At 65.7% G+C, this 23,392-nt stretch carries 22 protein-coding genes and 1 tRNA gene; 9 read left to right on the forward strand and 14 right to left on the reverse strand.

The window, feature by feature from the left end:
* The coding region (locus RT424_RS06470; protein WP_313435475.1) for an oxidoreductase C-terminal domain-containing protein at positions 1-629 on the forward strand (629 nt) is incomplete at its 5' end.
* Here RT424_RS06470 and queG read toward each other — a convergent pair.
* On the reverse strand, positions 613-1,728 hold the full coding sequence (gene queG / locus RT424_RS06475) for a tRNA epoxyqueuosine(34) reductase QueG (RefSeq protein ID WP_313435477.1): 1,116 nt from the start codon (positions 1,726-1,728) through the stop codon (positions 613-615). The genes RT424_RS06470 and queG overlap by 17 nt on opposite strands.
* A 45-nt stretch (positions 1,729-1,773) precedes the next feature.
* On the opposite strand from queG, the gene RT424_RS06480 reads away from it, so the two are divergent.
* Together RT424_RS06480 and RT424_RS06485 are read left to right on the forward strand one after the other, a co-directional pair.
* A complete protein-coding gene (locus RT424_RS06480) occupies positions 1,774-2,760 on the forward strand; it encodes an ATP-binding cassette domain-containing protein (RefSeq protein ID WP_313435478.1) in 987 nt (328 codons plus the stop codon).
* On the forward strand, positions 2,757-3,977 hold the full coding sequence (locus RT424_RS06485) for an ABC transporter permease (protein ID WP_313435480.1): 1,221 nt from the start codon (positions 2,757-2,759) through the stop codon (positions 3,975-3,977). The genes RT424_RS06480 and RT424_RS06485 overlap by 4 nt, the downstream gene beginning before the upstream one ends.
* A 28-nt stretch (positions 3,978-4,005) precedes the next feature.
* On the opposite strand, the gene RT424_RS06490 is transcribed toward RT424_RS06485, so the two are convergent.
* Positions 4,006-4,090: transfer RNA gene (locus RT424_RS06490), tRNA-Leu, on the reverse strand.
* Positions 4,091-4,187: 97 nt separating this feature from the next.
* Positions 4,188-4,469: an integration host factor subunit beta gene (locus RT424_RS06495; RefSeq protein ID WP_313435482.1), complete on the reverse strand. Its 282-nt coding sequence runs from the start codon at positions 4,467-4,469 to the stop codon at positions 4,188-4,190.
* 278 nt (positions 4,470-4,747) lie between these two features.
* Between RT424_RS06495 and RT424_RS06500 the strand changes: the two genes are divergently transcribed.
* The 3 genes from RT424_RS06500 (at position 4,748) to RT424_RS06510 (ending at position 9,148) form a co-directional block, all read left to right on the forward strand.
* Positions 4,748-6,403: a peptide MFS transporter gene (locus tag RT424_RS06500; protein ID WP_313435484.1), complete on the forward strand. Its 1,656-nt coding sequence runs from the start codon at positions 4,748-4,750 to the stop codon at positions 6,401-6,403.
* A gap of 67 nt (positions 6,404-6,470) precedes the next feature.
* Positions 6,471-7,856: an amidohydrolase gene (locus tag RT424_RS06505; RefSeq protein WP_313435486.1), complete on the forward strand. Its 1,386-nt coding sequence runs from the start codon at positions 6,471-6,473 to the stop codon at positions 7,854-7,856.
* A complete protein-coding gene (locus RT424_RS06510) occupies positions 7,853-9,148 on the forward strand; it encodes an amidohydrolase family protein (protein ID WP_313435488.1) in 1,296 nt (431 codons plus the stop codon). The genes RT424_RS06505 and RT424_RS06510 overlap by 4 nt, the downstream gene beginning before the upstream one ends.
* A 185-nt stretch (positions 9,149-9,333) precedes the next feature.
* On the opposite strand, the gene dxs is transcribed toward RT424_RS06510, so the two are convergent.
* From dxs to rpe, 7 genes are all read right to left on the reverse strand, one after another.
* Positions 9,334-11,256 (reverse strand): 1-deoxy-D-xylulose-5-phosphate synthase, encoded by a 1,923-nt coding sequence (dxs, locus tag RT424_RS06515; RefSeq protein WP_313435490.1) that lies wholly within the window; start codon positions 11,254-11,256, stop codon positions 9,334-9,336.
* A 122-nt stretch (positions 11,257-11,378) separates the two neighbouring features.
* Positions 11,379-11,840 (reverse strand): transcriptional repressor, encoded by a 462-nt coding sequence (locus RT424_RS06520; protein WP_313435492.1) that lies wholly within the window; start codon positions 11,838-11,840, stop codon positions 11,379-11,381.
* Between the two features lie 65 nt (positions 11,841-11,905).
* On the reverse strand, positions 11,906-12,055 hold the full coding sequence (locus RT424_RS06525; RefSeq protein WP_313435494.1) for a hypothetical protein: 150 nt from the start codon (positions 12,053-12,055) through the stop codon (positions 11,906-11,908).
* Positions 12,056-12,221: 166 nt separating this feature from the next.
* Positions 12,222-12,431 (reverse strand): hypothetical protein, encoded by a 210-nt coding sequence (locus RT424_RS06530; protein ID WP_313435496.1) that lies wholly within the window; start codon positions 12,429-12,431, stop codon positions 12,222-12,224.
* A 51-nt stretch (positions 12,432-12,482) separates the two neighbouring features.
* A complete protein-coding gene (gene purH, locus RT424_RS06535) occupies positions 12,483-14,075 on the reverse strand; it encodes a bifunctional phosphoribosylaminoimidazolecarboxamide formyltransferase/IMP cyclohydrolase (RefSeq protein ID WP_313435498.1) in 1,593 nt (530 codons plus the stop codon).
* 112 nt (positions 14,076-14,187) lie between these two features.
* Positions 14,188-16,062: a heparinase II/III family protein gene (locus RT424_RS06540; RefSeq protein WP_313435500.1), complete on the reverse strand. Its 1,875-nt coding sequence runs from the start codon at positions 16,060-16,062 to the stop codon at positions 14,188-14,190.
* Positions 16,063-16,181: 119 nt separating this feature from the next.
* On the reverse strand, positions 16,182-16,844 hold the full coding sequence (rpe, locus tag RT424_RS06545; protein WP_313435502.1) for a ribulose-phosphate 3-epimerase: 663 nt from the start codon (positions 16,842-16,844) through the stop codon (positions 16,182-16,184).
* Between the two features lie 243 nt (positions 16,845-17,087).
* On the opposite strand from rpe, the gene RT424_RS06550 reads away from it, so the two are divergent.
* On the forward strand, positions 17,088-17,588 hold the full coding sequence (locus tag RT424_RS06550) for a DUF2141 domain-containing protein (RefSeq protein ID WP_313435504.1): 501 nt from the start codon (positions 17,088-17,090) through the stop codon (positions 17,586-17,588).
* 83 nt (positions 17,589-17,671) lie between these two features.
* Here RT424_RS06550 and RT424_RS06555 read toward each other — a convergent pair whose 3' ends face one another.
* From RT424_RS06555 to RT424_RS06565, 3 genes are all read right to left on the reverse strand, one after another.
* Complete coding sequence (locus RT424_RS06555) at positions 17,672-18,478, reverse strand: nucleotidyltransferase family protein (RefSeq protein WP_313435506.1); 807 nt, start codon at positions 18,476-18,478, stop codon at positions 17,672-17,674.
* Complete coding sequence (locus RT424_RS06560; protein ID WP_313435635.1) at positions 18,475-19,389, reverse strand: hypothetical protein; 915 nt, start codon at positions 19,387-19,389, stop codon at positions 18,475-18,477. The genes RT424_RS06555 and RT424_RS06560 overlap by 4 nt, the downstream gene beginning before the upstream one ends.
* 79 nt (positions 19,390-19,468) lie before the next feature.
* Positions 19,469-20,512: a diacylglycerol kinase family protein gene (locus RT424_RS06565; protein WP_313435508.1), complete on the reverse strand. Its 1,044-nt coding sequence runs from the start codon at positions 20,510-20,512 to the stop codon at positions 19,469-19,471.
* Between the two features lie 172 nt (positions 20,513-20,684).
* On the opposite strand from RT424_RS06565, the gene RT424_RS06570 reads away from it, so the two are divergent.
* Positions 20,685-21,833 carry a CDP-alcohol phosphatidyltransferase family protein gene (locus RT424_RS06570; protein WP_313435510.1) on the forward strand — a complete coding sequence of 383 codons (1,149 nt, stop codon included), beginning with the start codon at positions 20,685-20,687 and terminating at the stop codon, positions 21,831-21,833.
* A 13-nt stretch (positions 21,834-21,846) separates the two neighbouring features.
* The gene (locus RT424_RS06575) at positions 21,847-22,275 is read left to right on the forward strand and encodes an HIT family protein (RefSeq protein WP_313435512.1); all 429 of its coding nucleotides are present in this window, start codon (positions 21,847-21,849) and stop codon (positions 22,273-22,275) included.
* A gap of 189 nt (positions 22,276-22,464) precedes the next feature.
* On the opposite strand, the gene RT424_RS06580 is transcribed toward RT424_RS06575, so the two are convergent.
* Complete coding sequence (locus RT424_RS06580) at positions 22,465-23,220, reverse strand: phosphocholine cytidylyltransferase family protein (RefSeq protein WP_313435514.1); 756 nt, start codon at positions 23,218-23,220, stop codon at positions 22,465-22,467.
* Between the last annotated feature and the right edge of the window lie 172 nt (positions 23,221-23,392).

Genomic DNA, 23,392 nt, shown 5'->3' on the forward strand with positions numbered 1-23,392 from the left:
CGCACGGCGTCGATCTGCGCACCGGCGTGGCGGTGGAATGCCTCGAGGGCGACGGTCACAAGGTAACCGGCGTGAAGCTGGCGGACGGCGAAGTGCTCCCCGCCGAGGCGGTCATCGTCGGCATCGGCATCGTCCCGGCCGTCGGCCCGCTGATCCTGGCGGGCGCGGCGGGCGCGAACGGTGTGGATGTGGACGAATATTGCCGCACCTCGCTGCCCGACATCTACGCCATCGGCGATTGTGCGGCTTTCGCCTGCGACTTTGCGGGCGGCACGGTGATGCGGGTGGAATCGGTGCAGAACGCCAACGACATGGGCACATGCGTGGCCAAGGCGATCTGCGGTGACGAGAAGCCCTACAAGGCCTTCCCGTGGTTCTGGTCCAACCAGTACGACCTCAAGCTTCAGACTGCGGGCATCAACCTGGGCTTCGACCAGACCGTGATCCGCGGCAATCCCGAGGACCGCAGCTTCTCGGTGGTCTACCTCAAGGAAGGCAAAGTGCTCGCGCTCGATTGCGTGAACATGGTCAAGGATTACGTTCACGGCCGCAAGCTGGTCGAGGCAGGCGCCATGCCGGGTCTGGAAGCGCTGGCGGACAAGGACAGGCCGCTCAAGGAATTGCTGTAAACGGCACGGAATTTTCCCTGCCGATCGGTGGGGAGGCCTGCAATCGCCGTGCGGCCCACTCCGCGGCTTCCGCCACGGCGGGGTCCGGGTCTTCCAGCAGCGGAGAGACTTGCGCCATGAGCGCCGCCTTTCCGCTGTTTCCGGCGGCATAAAGGCAGTTTCGCACGAAGCGGTCGCGGCCGATTCGCTTGATCGGCGATCCCGAAAACAGCTTGCGAAAGCCCGCATCGTCCAGCGTCAGCAGATCGGCCAGGTTCGGCGCCGTCAGTTCCGCGCGCGGCAGAAAGGCCTTCAGGCGATGCGCCGTCTCGGCGAACTTGTTCCATGGGCAGACGGCCAGACAATCGTCGCAGCCGTAGATACGGTTGCCCAGACCTTCGCGGAACTCCTCGGGAATCGGGCCTTTGTGCTCAATCGTGAGGTAGCTGACGCAGCGCCTTGCATCGAGGCGGTAAGGCGTGGGGAATGCGGCCGTCGGACAGGCATCCTGACAGGCCCGGCACGACCCGCAGCGATCCCGGCCCTCCCTGGAAAGCGGCAGGTCCAGCGTGGTGTAGATTTCGCCCAGGAACAGCCACGAGCCATGTTCGCGGCTGACCATGTTGGTGTGCTTGCCCTGCCAGCCCAGCCCGGCAGCGGCGGCTAGCGGCTTTTCCATGACCGGGGCGGTATCGGTGAAGACTTTCACTCCGGCCGGTCCCAACCCGCGCTTGTCGGCCTCTGAAACCAGCCAGCGCGCGAGGTTCTTCAGCGCTTTCTTGACCCAGTCGTGATAGTCGGCGCCTTGCGCATAGACCGAAATGCGTCCGACATCCGCCGCATCGGCAAGGCTTAGCGGATCGCCCGCGGGCGCGTAGCTCATCCCCAGCGCGATCACGCGCCGCGCCTCGGGCCAGAGTCCTTGGGGCGAGCGGCGATGATGGGCGCGATCGGCCATCCATTCCATCGACCCGTGCATGCCTTCCGCCAGCCACGAATCGAGCCGCGCCGCCCGCTCCGGGTCTTCCTCGGCCGAAGCGACGCCGAACGCGCAGAACCCCAATTCCCGGGCTTGCGCCTCGAGATCACGGGTCAGGGCCTTGAGGGCATCGTTAACCAAGCTTGCGGACTTTCCAGTACATAGGCACGACCACGGCGCCATCGCATGAACGTCGCAGTAGGAGATTGGGCCTTGGCCAGCAACTTGGAAGGGCATCCCCTCGCGATCGAGGCGCGGGGCCTGGTCAAACGCTTCGACGGTTTCACGGCGGTGGACGGGGTAGACCTGCAAGTGCCGGTGGGCGCGGTTTACGGCATTCTCGGCCCCAATGGCGCGGGCAAGACCACGACCTTGCGCATGTTGCTGGGCATCATCGACCCGGATGCGGGAACCCGCCGCATCCTCGGCGCCGAGCGTCCTCACGACGTGGCCCATGCCATCGGCTACCTGCCCGAGGAGCGCGGCCTCTATCCAGCGATGAAGGCCACCGAAGCCATCGCCTTCCTCGGCGCCTTGCGCGGATTGCCGCTGAAGGAAGGGCGCCGCCGCGCGCACGACCTGCTGGAGCGGCACGGGTTGGGCTACGCGGCAGACCGGCAGATTCGACAGCTTTCCAAAGGCATGGCGCAACAGGTGCAGATTCTCGGCACATTGGTCCATCGGCCCCGGCTGGTCGTTCTCGACGAACCCTTTTCCGGGCTCGATGCACTCAATCAAGGGAAGCTGGAGCGGTTGATCCGCCAGCTTGCCGAGGATGGAACGACGGTGATCTTTTCCACCCATGTCATCGCCCATGCCGAGCGTCTTTGCGACGACGTGGCGATCATCGCCGGGGGCAAGGTGCCCTTTGCCGGCCCCGTCGATGCCGCGCGGGATCGGATACCCCGGCAGGTCCGCCTCGAAACGCGGGAGCCGGACGGTCCTTGGCGCCGGGCTCTGCCTGAGGATGCGCGACGGGAGGGCGCGAGCTGGAGTTTCGCCTTGCCCGAGGGCGGCGCGGAACCTCTGCTGCGTGCGCTTATCGAAGGCGATGCTGGGATTCTCTCGCTCTCGATCGAGCGGGCGGGGCTTCACGATGCTTTCGTTGCGATCGCCGGCGAGGCTGCCGCGCGTGCGCTGAAAGCCAGCCCGGAGCAGGAGGAGCTGCGATGATGGGGCGTCTTTCCGGTCTCGCCGCGGCCTGGGTCGTGGCGCGTCGCGATTTCACCGCCATTCTGTTTAGCCGCAGCTTCTTTTTCTTCCTGTTGGGGCCACTGTTCCCGATCGTCATAGCGGTGTTGGCGGGCAGCCTCGGCTCGCGTGTCGATGCAAGCCAGGAACGGCTTCTGCTGGGGGTGGCGATGGGAACGGGCGAGGTGCGGAAGCTGGAGCAGGCCCGCAACCAGCTTGCGCCTGCGCTGGATGACGAACTGCCGCGGCTGGTGGTGATCGGCAGGCTGGCCGACGGCGAGCGCCATGATCCGGCCCAGACGCTGGCTTCACGCAAGGCGAATGTCGCGGCCATTCTGACGGGCTCGCTGGCCGCGCCGGTGCTGACCGGGCCGGACGGCTTGATCGAGGCCTGGCAAGGGCCGGTGGCGATGCTTGCGGCGCAGGCCCGTTCAGGTCAGCCGATCGCCTATCCCGCAGTCGCGCTGGAGCCGGTGGCGCGCAGCAACGCGACCGACCGCAAGGGGCGTTTTGCCACCGCTCAGGGCGCCCAGACCCTGCTGTTCCTCTTGACGATGATGCTGGCGGGCATGGTCCTGTCCAACCTGGTGGAGGAAAAGGGCAACAAGATCATCGAAGTGCTGGCGGCGGCGGTGCCGATGGACGCGGTGTTCCTGGGCAAGCTCTTCGCCATGCTGGGCGTTTCGCTGGTCGGCATCGCCACTTGGGCGGCGATAGGCGGCCTGCTCTGGCTTGGCGGCGGTATCTCGCCGGAGCGCTTCCCCGATCCTGCGGTCGGATGGCCGCTGCTGATCGGACTTGGCGTGATCTATTTCGCGATGGCCTATCTGTTGCTCGGCTCGGTGTTCCTGACGATCGGCTCGATGGCGACCACCGTGCGCGAAGTGCAGACCCTGTCGATGCCGGTGACGATGGCCCAGCTCATGGTATTCTTCTTCGCCAGCTTTGCCATGACCCAGCCCGGCAGCGCGGTGGAGATCGCCGCAGTGCTGGTGCCTTTCAGCTCGCCTTTCGCGATGCTCGCACGCGCGGCGCAGGAGCCGGCCCTGATGCCGCATGTGCTGGCGATCGGCTGGCAGGCGCTGTGGGTCTTGCTGCTGGTGCGCGGAGGGGCGCGCCTGTTCCGTTCGCGGGTTATGAAATCGGGACCGGCCGGGAAGGTGAAGCGCTCGGGGCGCCGCTTTTCGCGCCGCCTTTGAGGGGCTCCCGCTGAAGGGGCACAGTTTCTGGTACGGACGGCGGGACTCGAACCCGCACGATCAAGGATCAAGGGATTTTAAGTCCCCTGCGTCTACCATTCCGCCACGTCCGCACGAGATCGGCCACCTGCTGGTGTCTGCGCGCGATCTGGCAGATCGCGCGCGGCAGGGCAACTGCGACACGCGAATTATGCCGGTGCGGCGTTCACATCACTCGACGTTGAGACGGGCGCGCATTTCCTTGCCGGGCTTGAAATAGGGTACGCGCTTTTCCGGCACGTCCACGCTTTCGCCGGTCCGGGGATTGCGGCCGGTGCGGCCGTCGCGATGGCGGGTGGAAAAAGCACCGAATCCGCGCAGTTCCACACGGCCGCCGTCGGCCAGGCGCTGGGTGATCTCGTCAAAGAAGGTATCCACCGCGCGCTCCACATCCTCGGCGCGAAGCTCGGGGTTTTCCTTGGCGAGAGCGAGCAGCAGTTCGGACCTGATCATCGCGTGCTTCCCTTTCAAAATGCCCTTCGGAAAAAATCCCGACGTCACGGCGAATCATAATATTTCGCGTGACTTGGCCCCGTCTTCCCAAGAAAATGCCATTCCGGGGCCATTCGCGCAATGGCTCTCCAGAGGTAGGAAATTTCGGTCGGGCATGGACCGCAAAACCGCCTGTCGAGGTGCGGGCGACCCATTTACACGGCCGATTTGGCCGCTAACGTCCCCGCTTTCAAGCTTGTGGGTCAAGCTTTTCGGGCGACAGGACAAAAGAAGGGCGCATGAAAGATATCGCAACCTGGAACGAGGGGGACTGGATCGCCGCGATCGGCGCCATTCTCCTCTTTGCCGTGCTGGCGATCGGCGGCGTGATCGCCACCCGCAAGAGCGAGGAATTCGTCGGCCACCCGCGCGGCCTGTTCGTGCTGTTCTATGCCGAGATGTGGGAGCGTTTCTCCTACTACGGCATGCGCGCGCTGCTCATCCTCTATCTCACCAAATTCTGGCTGTTCAATGACGGCAGCGCCAACCTGATCTACGGCGCCTATACCAGCCTGGTCTACATCACCCCGGTGTTGGGCGGCTATCTGGCCGACCGTTACCTGGGTCAGCGCAAGGCGGTTCTGTTCGGCGGTATCGTGCTTGCGGTGGGCCACTTGTTCATGGCCTACGAGGGCATCCACGGCGCCACCGATCCGCTGGTGAAGCAGGCGGATCCTGCGATCAATGTGTTCTGGCTGGCCCTGGCGCTGATCATCGTCGGCTCGGGCTTCCTCAAGGCGAACATCTCGGTGATCGTCGGCCAGCTCTACAAGATGACCGATTCCCGCCGCGATTCGGCCTACACCATCTTCTACATGGGCGTGAACACCGGCGCCGCGCTGGGCACGATCCTGGTCGGCTATCTGGGCGAGACGATCGGCTGGTCGTGGGGCTTCGGCCTCGCCGGCATCGGCATGGTGCTGGGCCTGCTCATCTTCGTGGCCGGCAAGCCCGCGCTCAAGGGCCGGGGCGAGCCGCCCAAGCCGCTGGCCAAGAAGGGCGAACTGACGCTCTACGGCATCGGCATCGGCTCGGTGGCGGTGATCTGGTTCCTGATTCAATACGTCAGCGTGATCCAGTCGCTGCTCGTCGTATCGGGCATCGCGATGCTCGGCTATACGCTCTACGAAGCGTTCAAGCTGCCCAAGGAACCGCGCGAGCGCATCTTCGCGATCCTGTTCCTGATCGCGCTGAACCCGATCTTCTGGGGTCTGTTCGAGCAGGCCGGCGGCTCCCTGAGCCTCTATACCGACAAGTTCGTTGACCGCGGCGGCGTGCCGACCAGCCTGTTCCAGTCGATCAACCCGATCTACATCGTGCTGTTCGGCCCGATCTTCGCGGCCCTTTGGCAGTACCTCGGCCGCAAGGGCATCGAGCCTTCGGCCCCCGCCAAGTTCGGCCTCGCGCTGATCCAGGTCGGCCTCGGCTTCCTGGTCTTCGTCTGGGGCGCGGGCAGCGGCGATCCGGCAGCGATGACCTCGGTCTTGTTCGTGTTCCTGATCTACGCCTTGCACACGACAGGCGAGCTTTGCCTTTCGCCCGTGGGCCTCTCGGCCATGACCCGCCTCTCGCCGCTGCACCTCGGCAGCTTCATCATGGGCGCGTGGTTCTACATGACCGCCGTGGGCAACTTCGTGGCGGGCAAGATAGGCGAGGCTACCGGCGGCGAAAGCGGAGTGATGGACAAGCAGGTGACCCTGGGCATCTACTCCACGATCGGCTGGACCACGATCGGCGTCGCGGTCGTGGTGCTGGCGCTTTCGCCATTGGTGAAGCGCTGGATGCACCTCAACACTCTGGAGGATCGCGGGATCGACCGCGATCTGGCGGGACAGAGCGAACTGGGACTGGAAGCGCAGGAAGCCGGCTTCCACCCGGAACGCAAACCGCACTGACATCAAACCGGCCCGGCGAACCAAGGTTCTTCCGGGCCGGATAATATTTGAACAGGGGAAATACGACATGAGGGTATCGCCGGCATTGCGGCGCTGGTCGTCCACGCTCGTCCTGGGCGCGGCACTGGCGCTGGGGGCTACGGGTGCGGACGCCAAGAAGCAGGACAAGAAGGCGGCGCCGATTGCCGCCGATCCTTATCCTTCCACCTACAAGTCCTATCCCGGCACGCCGACGGCTCTGGTGGGTGCCACCGTCTATGACGGGCGCGGCGGCAGGATCGAGAACGGCGTGGTGCTGTTCCGCGACGGCAAGCTCCAGGCCGTGGGCGCTGCCGACATGGCGATCCCCGAGGGCTATGCCCGTATCGACGGCACCGGAAAGTTCGTCACGCCCGGCGTGATCGACATCCACTCGCACCTCGGCGTTTATCCCTCGCCCGGCGTGGATGCGCTGGCGGACGGCAACGAGATGACCAGCCCGACCACCCCCGACGTCTGGGCCGAGCATTCGGTCTGGCCGCAGGATCCTGGTTTCACCCGGGCGCTGGCCAATGGCGGCGTCACCAGCCTCCAGATCCTGCCCGGCTCGGGCAACCTCATCGGCGGCCGCGCGGTCACGCTGAAGAACGTGCCGAGCATCACCGTGCAGGGCATGAAATTTCCCGGCGCGCCCTACGCGCTGAAGATGGCCTGCGGCGAGAACCCCAAGCGGGTCTACGGCGGCAAGGGCCAGAAGCCCTCGACCCGCATGGGCAACATGTCCGTCGATCGCCAGGCCTGGATCGATGCGCGTCAGTACATGGACGGCGACCATTCCGAGCGCGATCTCGGCAAGGATACGCTGGAAGGCGTGCTCAAGGGCGAGATCCTGGTCCAGAACCACTGCTACCGCGCCGACGAGATGGCGCAGGTGATCGATATGTCCAAGGAGATGGGCTACAAGGTCACCGCCTTCCATCACGCCGTGGAAGCCTACAAGATCGCCGATATCCTGCGCGAAAACGACATCTGTGCTGCCATCTGGGCCGACTGGTACGGCTTCAAGATGGAAGCCTATGACGGGATCCCCGAAAACGCGGCGCTGCTGGCCAATGCAGGGGCCTGCGTGGTGATCCACTCGGATGACGAAAACGGCATCCAGCGCCTCAACCAGGAAGCCGCCAAGGCCCAGGCCGACGGCCGCCGCATCGGCATCGACATTCCCGACGCGCAGGTGGTCGGCTGGTTCACCTACAATGCCGCCAAGACCATGGGCATCGGCGAGAAGACCGGTAGCCTTGAAGCGGGCAAGATGGCGGACGTGGTACTGTGGAACGGCAACCCGCTCTCGGTCTATTCGCGGCCGGAGAAAGTGTGGATCGACGGCGCCCTGATGTTCGACGCACAGGACGCCAGACGCCGTCCGGTCAGCGATTTCGAGCTGGGCCAGCCGGGTGAAGGAGACGTGAAATGAGCCGCCGCGCCCTTGTCATAGCCGCGCTGGCGGCAGTCGCCCTTCCGGCCATGGCCTCTGCGCAGGACTTCGCGATAACCAACGCCACCGTCGCCACGGGAGACGGCGGCGCGCCGATCGAGCATGGCACCGTCGTCGTGCGGGCCGGCAAGGTGGTCGCCGCGGGGGCCGGTGTTGCCGTGCCCGCCGGCATGCGAAGTGTGGACGGCACCGGCAAGTGGGTGACGCCGGGGCTGTTCTCGGCAGTCACCGACCTTGGCCTCTGGGACGTGGAAGGCGTGGCCGACAGCAACGATTCCGAAGCGGGCAAGTCGCCGTTCAATGCCGCGCTCGATGTGGCCCCGGCGATCAATCCCGCCAACGCGCATATCGCGATCAGCCGCGAAGGCGGAGTTACCCGCGCCAGCGTCGCGCCGGTAAACGGAGATTCGATCTTCGCCGGGCAGGGCGCGCTGATCGATCTGGGCACCGGCGTCGATCCGGTGAACATGGCGCGGGCCTTCCAGTTCGTGCAACTGGGGGAAGCGGGGGCCAGATTGGCAGGCGGCAGCCGCATTGCCGCCCATGTTGCGCTGCGCAATGCCCTGCGCGAGGCGCGAGACCTTGTGGCGGCGCCCGGCGCGCGCAGTAGCGATGCCATGCTCACCCGTGCGGATGCCCTGGCACTGGCGCCGGTGCTGGACGGCCGTCAGGCGCTCTATGTCGGCGTCGAACGCGCCGCCGACATCCGCAGCGTTCTGGCGCTCAAGACCGAGTTTCCCAAGCTGAACCTCGTGCTGGTGGGGGCGACCGAAGGCTGGCTGGTGGCCAGCGCCATCGCCGCCGCCAAGGTGCCGGTCATCGCCATGCCGCTCCGCGATCTCCCCGCCAGTTTCGAGAGCCTCGCGGCCACCCAGTCGAACGTCGGGCGGATGAAGAAGGCGGGCGTAAAGGTTGCCATCGGCATGTTCGGGGGCAGCAACCAGCCGCGCTATGCGCCGCAGCAGGCAGGCAATCTCGTGGCCCTGAACAGGCTGCCCGGCGCGGCAGGGCTTACCTGGGGTGAGGCGCTCGCCGCGATCACATCGGTTCCGGCCGAGATCAGCGGCATGGGCGGTAAAGAAGGCGTGCTGGCGCCGGGTGCGGCGGGCGATGTCGTCATCTGGGACGGTGACCCGCTCGAGCTCTCATCGGCGCCGGTGGAAGTCTATATCGACGGGATCAAGCAGCCGTTGGACAACCATCAGAGCCGCTTGAAACAGCGCTACAAGAGCCTGGATCGGACTTATCTGCCCAAGGCTTACGACTGGTAAAGGAAAGGGGCCTTCGGCGATTGCCGAAGGCCCCTTTTAATTCGTGTCGGGGCAACGCTCCGAGTCTCTACCCCTCGTCATTGCGAGCGTAGCGAAGCAATCCAGGGGAGGCTCTGCGCGACTCTGGATTGCTTCGCTACGCTCGCAATGACGAATCTGTCATAAGGTCGACGACGAACGTTCCGTCAGGCCCGCGCCTCGTTCACGCCGGCGCTGTTGTGGCGCAGGGCCTTCAGCACGGTGTCCACGATCTGCGGCGCGTTCAGGCCCGCCTCGTCGTACTGCGCCTCGGGCTTGTCGTGATCCTGGAACACGTCCGGCAGGCGCATGGTCCGAATCTTCAGGCCTGCATCGGTCAGGCCCTCGTCGCTGGCCATCGTCAGAACGTGCGCGCCCAGACCGCCGATGGCGCCTTCTTCCACGGTGACGACCACGTCGTGGCTCAGCATCAGCTTGCGGATCAGGTCGGTGTCCAGCGGCTTGGCGAAACGCAGATCCGCCACAGTGGTGGAAAGACCCTTGGCGTCCAGCAGATCGGCCGCCTTGAGTGCTTCGCCGAGGCGGGTGCCGAGCGAGAGTAGAGCAACCTTGGTGCCTTCGCGGACGATCCGGCCCTTGCCGATCTCCAGCAATTCCGGCGTTTCCGGCAGATCGACGCCAACGCCGTTGCCGCGCGGATAGCGGAAGGCGATCGGACCGTCATCATACTGTGCGGCGGTGTGGACCATGTGGACCAGCTCCGCCTCGTCGGCGGCGGCCATGACCACCAGGTTGGGCAGGGTGGCCAGATAGGTCACGTCGAACGAGCCGGCATGCGTGGCGCCGTCCGCGCCGACCAGGCCGGCGCGGTCGATGGCGAAGCGCACGGGCAGGTTCTGGATGGCCACGTCGTGGACCACCTGGTCGAACGCGCGCTGGAGGAACGTGGAATAGATCGCGCAGAACGGCCGCATGCCCTGCGCCGCCAGACCGGCCGCGAAAGTGACGGCATGCTGTTCGGCAATGCCCACGTCGAAGCTGCGGTTCGGGAAGAGTTGCGCGAACTTGTCCAGCCCGGTGCCCGAAGGCATGGCGGCGGTGATCGCACAGATGCGGTCGTCCTTCTCCGCTTCGGCAACCAGCGCCTTGGCGAAGACGCCGGTATAGCTGGGCGGGCCAGCGGGCGCCTTGGCCTGTTCGCCGGTGACGACGTTGAACTTCTGCACGCCGTGATACTTGTCGGCGGCTTCCTCGGCGGGGGCGTAGCCCTTGCCCTTCTGGGTTACGACATGGACCAGGATCGGGCCTTCGGCAGCATCGCGCACGTTCTCCAGCACGGGAACCAGCGCATCGAGGTCATGGCCGTCGATCGGGCCGACGTAGTAGAAGCCGAGTTCCTCGAACAGGGTGCCGCCCATCGCCATGCCGCGCGCGAATTCGTCGGTCTTGCGGGCGGCGGCGTGGAGCGGGCGGGGCAGGCGGCGCGCGAACTTGCGAGCAAGGTCGCGCAGGCCCAGGAACCGGCCCGAAGAGACGAGGCGCGCAAGATACGAGGACAGCCCGCCGACCGGGGGTGCGATCGACATGTCGTTGTCGTTGAGGACGACGATCAGGCGGTTTCCGGCCTCGGCAGCGTTGTTCATCGCCTCGTAGGCCATGCCCGCGCTCATCGCGCCGTCGCCGATCACGGCGATGCCGCGACCCGGCGTGCCCTTGATCTTGTTGGCGACGGCGAAGCCAAGCGCGGCCGAGATCGAGGTGGAGCTATGGGCGGTGCCGAAAGGATCGTATTCGCTTTCGGAGCGCTTGGTGAAACCCGAAAGCCCGCCGCCCTGACGCAGGGTGCGAATGCGGTCGCGGCGGCCGGTGAGGATCTTGTGCGGATAGGCCTGGTGGCCCACGTCCCAGATCAGCCGGTCGGTCGGCGTGTCGAACACGTAGTGGATCGCAACGGTCAGTTCGACGACGCCGAGACCGGAGCCGAGGTGGCCGCCGGTCTGGCCGACCGCGGAGATCATCTCGGTGCGGAGTTCGTCGGCCAGTTGACGCAAGTCCGCAGGCTTGAGCTTGCGAAGATCGTCCGGAGTGTCAACGGTGTCGAGGAGCGGCGTGGCCGGGTTGGCTGTCATGGTCTGCTTCTACACGCTACATGTTCTGGTGTCGAATTAAGCGGTGGGCAATATGCCGGTGCCGTCCGAAAGGACAGGAAAAACATGAGGCCTCGTGCTTCGATGCGACGTTTCCGCGCGTCTTAACTACAGGTGGCGCAAGTGCCGCGCAGCTCCACCACCGGGCGCACGCCCGCGAACCCGGCCTGCTTCGCGGCGGCGATGAGGGCGCCGGTCAGCTTGTCGTCGTCGATATGGACGGCCTGTCCGCAGACGTCGCAGATCAGGAAGATGCAATCGTGCTGGCAGCCAGGGTGGCTATTGGCGAGGTAGGCATTGGCGCTTTCCACCCGGCGCGCGAGATTGGTGCGCACGAACAGGTCGAGGATGCGATAGACGCTGTTCGGCGCCACCCGCTTGCCGCGCAGGTTCGAGACGCTTTCGGCCAGATCGTAGGCGGAGGCAGGGCGATCGCGTTCGGCCAGCGCGCCGAAAACGTCGGCGCGCATCTCGGTCCATTGCTCGCCGGCCTTTTCGAGAGCGGCGCGCGCCGCATCGATCAGGTTTTCGCCGGAATGTTCGTGATGATGATGCGCATTAGCCATGTCGCCCATATGGGCACTGCCGGCCTCGTGCGCAATTGAAAGCTGGAGAGGCGGGCCTCCCGCGATCAACGCACCTGCGCTGCCGCTTCGGCCGGAGGCAAAAGCCCATCCGCGATCGAGTGATTGCCCACGCCCATCACGCCGAGCACCAGCAGCGCACCGCCGGCGAAGCCGAGAGCGAAGAAGCGGTAGAAGTCGGCCTTGAAGAGTCCCATGACGAAAATCAGCTCTGTTGCTTGGTAACGATTGCGTGCGGCCCACTTGGGACGAATCGCCTTGCCGTCCAGTGAATGGCGACGAATTGCGCCACGTTATGCGACGAACCGTTTGTCGCAGGCGGTGAAGCGGCGGAACCGTCACATTTCCGTCAATGCGGACCCATCAACGGGGCGTGCCGAGGATCAGCGCCGAGGCCACCGAGACCACGGCCAGCACCGCCACCGGCAGCGCCGCGCAGCCGAAGGGAAGGGCGAGTGCGCCGACGACGTGATGCGGCTTTCGGATTCGTCCAAGGCGGACCAGCACCGCCGCCGTGGCCAGCCCGACGAGGAAGGCGACGGTGACGAGCGGTCCAAGCCACATCAGCCACATATTCGTCTCCTTCGCGTCGTCGGACCCCGGTTCAAGCCGCGTCCTTCGGGATCAGTGCTTGAAGTGGCGCATGCCGGTAAAGACCATGGCGAGGCCCGCTTCGTCCGCAGCGGCGATAACTTCATCGTCGCGGATCGAGCCGCCCGGCTGGATCACCGCCGTCGCGCCCGCTTCGGCGGCGGCCAGCAGGCCGTCCGCGAAGGGGAAGAAGGCGTCCGAAGCGACCGCCGAGCCGACCGTGCGCGCCTGCGCCCAGCCGAACTTCTCGGCGGCTTCCGCGGCCTTCATCGCGGCGATGCGCGAGGAATCGCGGCGGTTCATCTGGCCCGCGCCGATCCCGGCGGTGACGCCGTCCTTGGCATAGACGATCGCGTTCGACTTGACGTGGCGGGCCACCGTCCAGGCGAACAGGCAGTCCTTCAGTTCCTGGTCGGTCGGTGCGCGCTTGGTCACGACCTTGAGATCGTCGAAGCCGATGGCGCCGTTGTCGCGGTTCTGCACGAGCAGGCCGCCGGTGATCTGGCGCACCAGCAGGCCAGCGCGGCGCGGATCGGGCAGGTCGCCGGTCAACAGCAGGCGCAGGTTCTTCTTCTTGGCGAAGAAGGCGCGGGCGTCCTCGTCGGCATCGGGGGCGACGACCACTTCGGTGAAGATCTGGCAGATCGCCTCAGCCGTGGCGCCGTCGAGCGTGGTGTTCACCGCCACGATCCCGCCGAAGGCCGAGACGTCGTCACAGGCCAGCGCGCCCTGCCAGGCTTCGAGCAGGCTCTTGCCCTGCGCGACACCGCAGGGGTTGGCGTGCTTGACGATGATCACGGCCGGATCCTGGCCCTTGAACTCGGCGGCGAGTTCGAAAGCGGCATCCGCATCGTTGTAGTTGTTGTAGGACAGTTCCTTGCCCTGCACCTGCTCGCTCTGGGCAAGGCCCTTGGTGAACGGGCCTACGGGCGTGTAGAGCGCGGCCTTCTGGTGCGGATTCTCGCCATAACGCAGCTCGGTGCCGAGACGGCCGTTGATGCTGAGCATCTCCGGGAATTCAAGGCCCTGGTCGGCGAAGGCGAACCACTGCGAGATCATCGAATCGTAAGCGGCGGTCTGCGCATAGGCGCGGGCGGCCAGCAGCTTGCGGAAGGCGAGCGTGGTGCCGCCGTCGGTCGTCTCCAGCTCGGAAAGCAGGCCGTCGTAGTCCTTGGGATCGGTGACGATGGCAACGAAGGCGTGGTTCTTCGCGGCCGAGCGCACCATCGACGGGCCGCCGATGTCGATGTTCTCGATGATCTCGTCACGATCCGCGCCCTTGGCGACGGTCGCCTCGAAGGGATAGAGATTGACGACGACGAGGTCGATTGCGCCGATTTCGTGGTCGGCCATGGCCTTGGCGTGTTCCGGATTGTCGCGCACGGCCAGCAACCCGCCGTGGACCTTGGGATGCAGAGTCTTGACGCGGCCGTCCATCATTTCCGGGAAGTCGGTGATTTCGGAGATGTCCTTCACGTCCAGACCGGCTTCGCGCAGTGCCTTGGCCGTGCCGCCGGTCGAGACCAGCTCCACTCCGCGTGCGGCGAGCGCCTTGCCCAGATCGGCGAGGCCGGTCTTGTCGGAAACCGAAAGCAATGCGCGGCGGATCTGGACGGTATCGGTCATGAAAGCGGCCTCGTTCTGAACGTGCGGAGAGGGATTTTGCGCGCCGTCTAGGTTGGCAAAGCGCAAGCCGCAAGGTCAGGGTGCCACAAGCCGTGGGGCTCGTCTCGGCATTTCACCCCATTTTCTTGATAAGCCACCCGAAATTACCGCCTCCGCGCGAGACGAGTCCCTGGATTACCAGCTGCTGTGTCGCCTGGGGACGCCCCTGACCGTCCACCCAGAGCGAATCCTCCAGCGTCACCTCGCCCGCGCTGCTGCGGAACTGCCAGAGGCTACCGTCGGCCAGGGCCATGCCCGCGCCCTGTCCATCCTCGGTGAGCAGCACTTCGACATCGGCCCCCAGGTGGAAGCGGATGGCGAAGCCCACCTTGCCGCGATGGCCCTTGCGCCCCGCCGGAATCAGCACGTCTTCGCCGCGAAGCTCGCTGCCGTCGTCGCGCAGGATCAGGATGCGGCGATGGGTAAGGCCGTAGCGCGCCTCGTAGCCGTTATGGCTGGCCTCGATGCGGGTGGCGTTGCCGCCGTTCTCCTGGGTCAGCGTCTTGCGGTCGATATCGACTTCGCTGACGCCGCCGCCGATCGCGCCGTTGATGAGGACGGCGGTGGAATTGGCATCGTCCAGCGTCAGCGTGGAATGAGCGGCGGTGGCGCGCAGGCCCTGTTCGAGGCGCACGGGGACCAGCCCGCCGCCGCTGGCCGAACCGCCGCAGTTGACGATCAGGCGATGGCCGGAATGCGACATCTCGAAGGCCAGCGTGGAGGCGCAGCCGTAGCGCGCGTGGGCCGGCAGCGGCGGCGGCGCGGTGTCGAACTGGAGGATGGACTTGTGCGCAAGCACGCGCTGGTAGCCCCATTGGCGCACTTCGCGCAGCGGGCGCGTGCGCACGCCGGTGGCCTTCACGAGGGCGTTGACGTCATCGCCGTCCACGGCCCAGCCGCCCTGCCACGATCCCAGCGAGCCATCGCCATGGGTCAGCGCGAGCAGCGGCGGTACCAGCAGTTCGATCACGCGTTCCACCGCCTTGGGCGCGTCCCGGCGGGTGGCGTGATAGCAATTGCGCAGCCGCACCAGCACCGCGATCGCTTCCATCTGCGCGAGGGGGCTGCGCGACAATACGCCGCCGTCGTCGCCGATCAGTTCGCCCAAGGCCTTGACCAGCCCGGCCTCCCCATAGAGGCGGCGCGGGCGTCCCTCGGGCAGCAGCAGGCCGGCGGCGACGATCGCGCTCCAGCCGGCCAGGGCGGCGAGTTCGTCCTCGGCCCGGCCGACGTGCCGGTCCAGCCAGCGGGCCGTCTCGGAGATATGCGCCAGCGTGCGGTTGCGCAGCGCTTTCTCGCCCGAAAGGATGAGCGGGGCATGGGCCAGCCAGTTCATCAGGCGCGCGCCCGTGTTGCCGACATCCCAGGCCGGACCCTTGCCGGGCTTTGCAGGCGGCTTGGGATTGGCTTGGAGCCAGGCGGTAAGGATACGCTCGGCCGTAGGCGCGCCCTGTTCGCGCGGACCGCAGGCTTCCAGATCGGTAAGCCACGAGAAGCTGTGCACCACCCGCTCCAGCGGCGGCGTGACGCGCGAGGGGCCGGCATAATCGACCTGGGCGATCGGCGTTTTCGCGCCGTGGATCAGGAAATGTCCGGCCCGCAGCGCGGTTCCGGTGGCCGCATTTCCGGGCAGCGTGTTGCTGACGGTCGCCAGCAGGCGCGTGCGGGCCTTCTTGCCCATCGGCGCCGACAGCATCGAGCCGGGTATGCCGAGCCGGTAGGCGAAGCGGATGAAACGCTCGCCCGCGCCCACCGCGGGAGGCGAGAAATCGGCCAGGGCCAGCGCGCGGCCGCCCTCGATCTGGCCGATCTCCACTTGCGGGCCGGAATGAACCTGGTCGCGGGGCGGCAGGAAGCCATGATCCTCGGCCCCGAAAGCGGAGATATCGGTGATGTCGGGTTCGGCAGCCGTCGCCAGGGACGGCGCTCCGCTAACGCTCTGATTCAAGGCACCCTCCACCCCGCCGAATTGCGGTCCATCCGCCGAAGAAATCTCCCGGAGCCCGCCCAGGTTCCCATCGGTCGTTCCCCTCGGGAAAGCGCGGATGGGCGTTCAGGGTCACCGTCTCAGTCAAGCCCCTTCAGGGCGCGGATGTTGGCGGCGTATTGCGAAGGGCCGCCCCGGAAGGTTGCAGAACCGGCCACCAGCACGTCAGCTCCCGCCGCAACGCAGAGCGGTGCCGTCTTGGCATCGACGCCGCCGTCTACTTCGAGGCGGATGTCGCGGCCGGATTTCTCGATCATCTTGCGCACGGCCTCGATCTTGCGAAGCTGGCTGGAGATGAAGCTCTGGCCGCCGAATCCGGGGTTCACGCTCATGATCAGGACAAGGTCGATCTCGTCGATCAGGTAGTCCAGCATCTTGGCAGGCGTAGCCGGGTTCAGCGAGATGCCCGCCTTCTTGCCCAGATTGCGGATCGTCTGCACCGTGCGGTGGACGTGCGGGCCCGCCTCGGGGTGGACGGTGATGTAGTCCGCACCGGCCTCTGCGAAGGCTTCGAGATAGGCATCCACCGGAGAGATCATCAGGTGGACGTCGAACACCTTGGCCGAGTGCGGGCGAAGCGCCTTCACCACGGCGGGGCCGATGGTGATGTTGGGCACGAAGTGGCCGTCCATGACATCGACGTGGATCCAGTCGGCTCCGGCTTCGTCGATCGCGCGGACTTCCTCACCCAGGCGGGCGAAATCGGCGGACAGGATGGAGGGCGAGATCAGCGGCGTGGTCATGGTAAAGAACGGTACTCCTCGATGCGAAGGATAGGGCACCAGATGTTGGGGCTACAAGCGCGGCGGTCCCGTTTTCCACACGCCATATGGAGGAAGCTCCGTGAATTCGCCGACCCGGAAGGGTGTCGTCCGGGATCCGGGCGGTTGTGAATTGCCAATTCAGAGTGCATTCACGGCCCGAATGGCAGTGCAGCGCCAGATATTTCACGGGGTTGGACCGCGTGAAGAGCAACGGAACCGGAGATGAGTTTGAAGTTCCCCAAGGCGCCTCTGGCCGCCGCAGCAGGCCTTGCTGCCCTGGCCGTCGCGATGCCCGCCGCAGCCCAGTACCGTGACGAGGCTCGTAACGACATGAGCCAATGCCGCGCCGGCGGCGGCCCTGCGATCATGGTTACCGTGGATGGGATCAAGGCGTCCGAAGGGCGCATGCGCGTCCAGTCCTACCGCGCGACATCGGCGGAATGGCTTGCCAAGGGCAAGTGGCTGAAGCGGATCGAGGCGCCTGCCAAGGCCGGGACCATGACGTTCTGCGTGCCGGTTCCCGCTACCGGCACATATGGCATCGCGGTCCGTCACGATGTGAACGGGAACGGCAAGACCGACCTCGGCTCGGACGGCGGCGCGATGTCGAACAATCCTTCGATCAACATCTTCAACCTCGGAAAGCCGAGTTACACCAAGGTCGGCGTGCCGGTGGGCAACAAGGAAGTGAAGTCGATCCGCATCCAGATGCGTTATATGTAAGGCGACGGCGGGCTATTGACGCTTCCGGCTTGCCCCCGAAGCATTGCCTTCAGTCTTACGCACTCCGTCATCCTGAACTCGTTTCAGGATGACGGTTGCTTTGAGGGCGAGGCGCGAGGCTGCTCCGGCGTCAATGCCCGCTTCGCCAGGATCGCGCGGGCGTCCACGAGGTCGGACGGCTTGTCCACGTCGACCGCCGCCAGCCCGTCCCGCGCGGCGACGAGGCGGGCGTTGAGGCCGATTTTCTTGCCCAACCGGGCGAGCGCGGCGGAAAGGGTAAGGCGGCCCAGCGCATAGCTTGCGAGCATGCCCAGCCCGAGCCGCGCGGCGATGCGCCATGGGCGCTTGCGATCGGCCTCGACCAGTTTCCAGGTCTCGATCGCGGCTTCGGCGCGGTTGGTCTTGAGCAGGAACAAGTTGCAACCGGACCAATGGCCATCGGCAAAGCGCAGGTACGTCCGCCGCGATCCCGGCATGGCCGTTTCGATCGCTTCACGCCGAGCCAGGAGAACGGAGACGTCGGCCTCTTCCGGCGTGTCTTGCAGGAAATCGCTCACCCACTGCCCGCGAAGCAGCGCATGGTCTGAGGTGGTCACCAGCATCGGCGCGCCGAGCAAGGCAAAGCCTTCCGCGACGCTGGCGCTGGGGCCGGATGCGGCGGGCACGGTCTCGCAGCCGAGCAGTTCGGCAAGGGCAACCACCGCCGGGTCGTTGGCAACGACTGCGACGCGCGTGATCCCCGCATCGCGCAAAGCTTCCACGACATGGGCGAGCATCGGCTTGCCCTCCAGCTCCACCAGGGCCTTGTGCGTGACGCCTTCCGCCGCGGCAACCGGATCGGGGGCACCGGGGCGCGAGCCTGCCAGGATCAGGGCCGAGGGCCGGGTCATGCCGGCTTGCGCTCCATCGCCCTCTTGGCGCGCCAGACCTGCCAGAGCACGCCGGGTGCCGAAAGCACGGGATGTCGCTCGCGCCAGGGCGTGATCGTTACCGGCACGCCGGTGTGGCGCTCGATTTTCCACGCGGCATAGCGGGCGGCACCTTCGAACGTGGTGGACGCCTTGAGCAGGCGTAAGACGTTGTAGGGCTTGCCCAGGCGGCGGCGGCGTTTCCACCAGTCCAGCACGCGGGCCCGTTCGCGCGGGGATACTTGAGGGCGTAGCGCACCGTTGGGCAGGCGTTCGAAAGCGATATCGTCGGCCGCGAGTGCCAGCGGCAGCAGCCCTTCGAAATGCTCCTGGTTCACGGAAAGGATCGAATCTTCCCGACCGGCTTTCTCGACCCGAAACTCGGCGGCGTACGTCGCGCGGAACAGGGCGCGCCAGTAATCCTCGGCCGTGCCCGACTCCGGCCCGAGCGCCACGGCGAGTCGCGCGGCGGTGCGGGCCGCGCCGGAAACGGCAGCGACGATATGGCCGCGCGCGACTTTGCCGCCAAGCCATGCCAGACCGCTGGGCTGGACGAAGCGAGCCCAGATCGTGGTATCGACAAGTTCACCGGCAGCGGCGGCGCGGAAGGTTTCCAGCGCCATTGTGGCCACCTTGGCGCGCAGGGGCACGCCCTGGAAGGTCCATTCGTGATAGCTGACGCGGGGCCAGATCTTCTCGACCTGGGGGCCTTCGGTAAGGACATAGAAGTCCAGCACGCCTTCCAACGAGCCGGTGCGCAAGTTCGAGCCGTAGAACAGCACGGCCACGGCGTTTCCCGAAGCCTGCGCCAGTCGCTCCGCGAAAGCGCGAACTTCAGGCACGACAGGACGCTGAAGCGCCTGGTCTACGCGCCCTTCGAGATATTGGGTCATATCGTCATGCTCGGGCACCGGCGCGGCGAAATCAAGCGCGCCAATGTCATTCAGCACGCCATCATCCGAAAAATGCCGATCAGGGGACCACGAAGGTCAGTTGCGGGCCTTCTTCCAGCACGTAATCGCCGGCGGGGAAGGCTTCGCCATCGAGGATGAACGAGCCGCCCAGTTCCAGATCGACAGCGCTGGCACTGAGGCGATGGGCGCCGCGACGTTCGAGGAACCTGCCGTTGAAGCCGAACATGATGGCAGGCAGCAGGGCGATGATCCAGCGCACCGGCGAATCGATCACGCCCAGCTTCATGCCCGGCGCCACGTCGCGACCGAACGGCTTGGCTCCCAAGGGGAACTTTTCGAACGTGGTGGCGACGGCCATGAACCGTTCGTTCGGATTACCGTCGCCCATGTAGGACAGGTCGCGACCGGTGTGGCGGTCGATCAGGCGCATCGGCGTGCAGGATCGCCAGGGATTGCCCGCGCGGCCGAAAAGCGTCTGGATCATGGTCCAGAGCACGCTCAGGCCTACGGCGAAGCTGTTGAACGCACCACGGCGATGCGCTTCCTGCCCAGCCTCGGTGGCGAGCGCGAAAGCGCCCGTGCCGAGGATGAAGCCCATGATCTGGCCGCTGGCCCCATCCTGCGACGACACGCGGAGAGGGCGGCGGGTAACTGTATTGCCCTTGTGCGCGGCGGCCAGCGCTTCGGCGAGCGACCAGTGAGTCGGCAGGCCGATGTCGATCGCCAGTGCATTGGTCTTGCCCTTCGGCAGGACCATGAGCGTGGGCCATTCGTCACCGAAGATCTCGGCGCCGCAGGTCAGCACGTCGCGAACGGTGCCGTCCCCGCCGTCAACAACGAGGTAATCGACGCTGCGACGGGCGAAACCTTCCAGCACCCGGTAAAGCTCCGGGCGCGTGCGCGGGGTTTCCGTCAGGATGTTGGAGCAATCCTCCATCTCGGGCGCATGGCCCTTGTTGCGATGGCTACGAGGATTGCGAATGATGCCGACGAGAGGAACGGCGCGTCCACGGCGCGCCACGCGCGCAGGACCAGTGGCCTTACGCTTGCCTTGCTCACCGAAGGTCGGCAGCGTTTCGAATTCGTAAATGGTTCCGTACACGGATCTCTATGTAGGGATGCCGTGCAGGAAAATCATCAGGAAACATTCACTGACACATTAAGGTTACAGTTGTATGGCGTTTATGCGCCACTTGCAAGTCCGGCAAAATGTGCCGCATTTTCCGCAAGTCCCGCCGTTGCTTCCGGCGAAACGACCGATTACGGCCGGAATCATGCCCGAACATGACATTGCCCCCCAAGTCGCCACAATCGGTGCGAACCCCGTCAAACTCTGGGGTCTGACGATGGCGGAACGCGTGGCGCGCATAGCCCGCGCGAACGGCGCGCAGCCGCAGCTCAACTTCCTGGAAGTCGGCGCCGAGGGGCCGTTTATTCTTTCGAATGCGGCATTTGCCTGGGATCCGGCCTGGTTCAAATATGTATCATCCCATCCTGGCATGGTGCTGACGCTGGGCGGCTTGCCCGCCCTGGCCCACGCCGCCGATGCCGCCCAGGCTTCGCGAATCGCCGAGGCCATGGCGACCGGGGTGCCGCTCCGCGATGCATCCGGCCTGCACATCGTCACCTACGAGAGCGGGCCCACCATCGAGAACAAGCAGCTGCGCAAGCGCGAGACGCCGTTCCTCATGGCCTTGACGCCTGCCTCGGTCCGCACGATCGAGCGGGCGAGCTATTTCGGCGCCTACAAGGGTGTGACGGACGTGCTCACCAAGTACCTCTGGCCCGAATGGGCGCTGGTACTGACGCGAATCTGCGCCAGGCTGCACATCACGCCGAACATGGTGACGGCCCTGGGCGCAGTGTTCTGCGTGGCCGCCACGGTGCTGTTCGCCTACGGCCATTACTGGCTGGGCATGGCGCTGGGGCTGGCGTTCATGGTGCTCGACACGGTGGACGGCAAGCTTGCCCGTTGCACCATCACCTCTTCGGAATGGGGTAATGTGGCCGATCACGGCATGGATCTGGTCCATCCGCCTTTCTGGTGGTGGTTCTGGGCGACCGGGCTCGCCACCTGGGGGCTGGCCTATGACGACGTCACGTTCTGGTGGGTGCAGGGCGCCATCCAGGGCGGCTACGTGGTCCAGCGCCTGATCGAAGGGCTGTTCATGAAGCAGAACGGCCTCATGCATATCCACGTCTGGCGCAAGTTCGACAGTCAATTCCGGCTGTTCACCGCGCGCCGCAATCCGAACATGGTGATCCTGTTCGTGGCGATGCTGTTCGGCCGCCCCGATATCGGCCTGATCGCGGTGGCATGGTGGACGGCGATTTCCTGCCTTATCCATGCTGTGCGGCTGGTGCAGGCTTGGATCGTCCGCGCACAGGGCGGCAGGATCACGTCCTGGCTGGCGGATGCCTGAGGGAGAAACGAAGATGAACGCGACGATCGAAAAGTTCGGATATCCGCACACGCTCGTCGCGGAATTCGCGCATTGGGTCGTGCTGGCCCGCCCCGCGCAGCCGACGTTGGGGTCGCTGGTTCTGGCGGCCCGGTCGGAGGCGACCGCCTTCGGCGACTTGCCCGCAGAAGCCCATGCCGAACTGAAGGCGGCGACCGGCGCGATCGAGGCGGCCCTGGGCCAGGCGGTCGGCTATTCGCGCCTCAACTACCTGATGCTGATGATGGTGGACCCCCACGTCCACTTCCACGTCATCCCGCGCTACGAAGGCACGCGCGAGTGGCAGGGGCGCGAGTTCGTGGACTGCGGCTGGCCCAAGGTGCCCGATCTGGGGCACGCGGTGGCGCTGGAAGGCGACGAACTTGCCGGGCTGGTGGCCTGGCTGAAGGGGCATTTCGGCTGAGCCATGGCCCGTCGTCCCGGACTTGATCCGGGACCGCTGGCCGTGAACGGCCCATCCTGCGGCTAGGCGCCCCGCCGCAAGCTCGCGTCTAAAGAACGCCAGCGGTCCCGGATCAAGTCCGGGACGACGTTATTCTCTCACCAAATTCTCTCACCAAATTCTCTCATCAAATTTTCTCACCGGCTATTCTCACCAGGTGTCGGTCAGCTTCGTGGCGATCTCGATATCGTTGAGGAAGTCCACTTCCGCCCAGTGCATTCCCTCGATGGAGACGGTACCGACTTTGCCGGTAGGCGCGATCGAATCGATCACCTTGAGGTACCAGTGCTGGACGCCTTCCGGCGTGCGCATGGCCTGGCGAACGGTTTCGCGGAACAGGTCCGCGCCTTCGCCGCGAAAGGCCAGGAAGCCGATCGATTCGGAATTAGACTGGGCTGCCGTCAACGTCTTGCCGATGTGGACGAGGCGGCCGTCGGCCTCTCGTTCCACTTTCATGTCGTCGCTGTCGTAGCCCTCCGCCTTGACGTCCACGGTGACGGTGATCGGCCACGTCTGGCCGGAGGCGTCGGTTGCGCCCTGCTGGACCTTGCTGACGATCTCCTCGGAAACGAGCGTGTCGCCGTTCAGGATCAGGAAGTCGCCGCGCATGGCCTCGCGCGCGATCCAGCAGGAGCCGAGATTGTCGGCCACCTTGAAGAAGGGATTGAAGCGGATGTTGATCTCGACCCGCGGATCGACGATCGCGTTCAGGTGCTCTTCCAGCATGTCGGTCATGAAGCCGGTGACGACGTCGATCCGCTTCACGCCGCCGCGGGCGAGCATCTCGATCTGCCATTCGATCAGCGACTTGCCCGAAAAGTCGATCATGCACTTGGGCCGTTCGGCGGTAAGCGGAAGCAGGCGCGAGCCCTGGCCGGCGCTGAGAAGAATGGCATGTTCGATCATGGGATTTTCGCGTTTCGTCAAAGGGGGAGATGCCCGCATCTAGGGACTGCGGGGCGAAAGGGAAAGGTGCGCCGCGCACGCGGGCCATTAGGGGGGCAGCACGGGGCCTGGCAGCTCCGCTTTTCTTTCGCCATGGAGGGCATCGCTGCTCGCCACAGCTTGCAAGTCTCAT

Origin of the sequence: Novosphingobium sp., assembly GCF_032093395.1 — a bacterium.
GTDB lineage: Bacteria > Pseudomonadota > Alphaproteobacteria > Sphingomonadales > Sphingomonadaceae > Novosphingobium.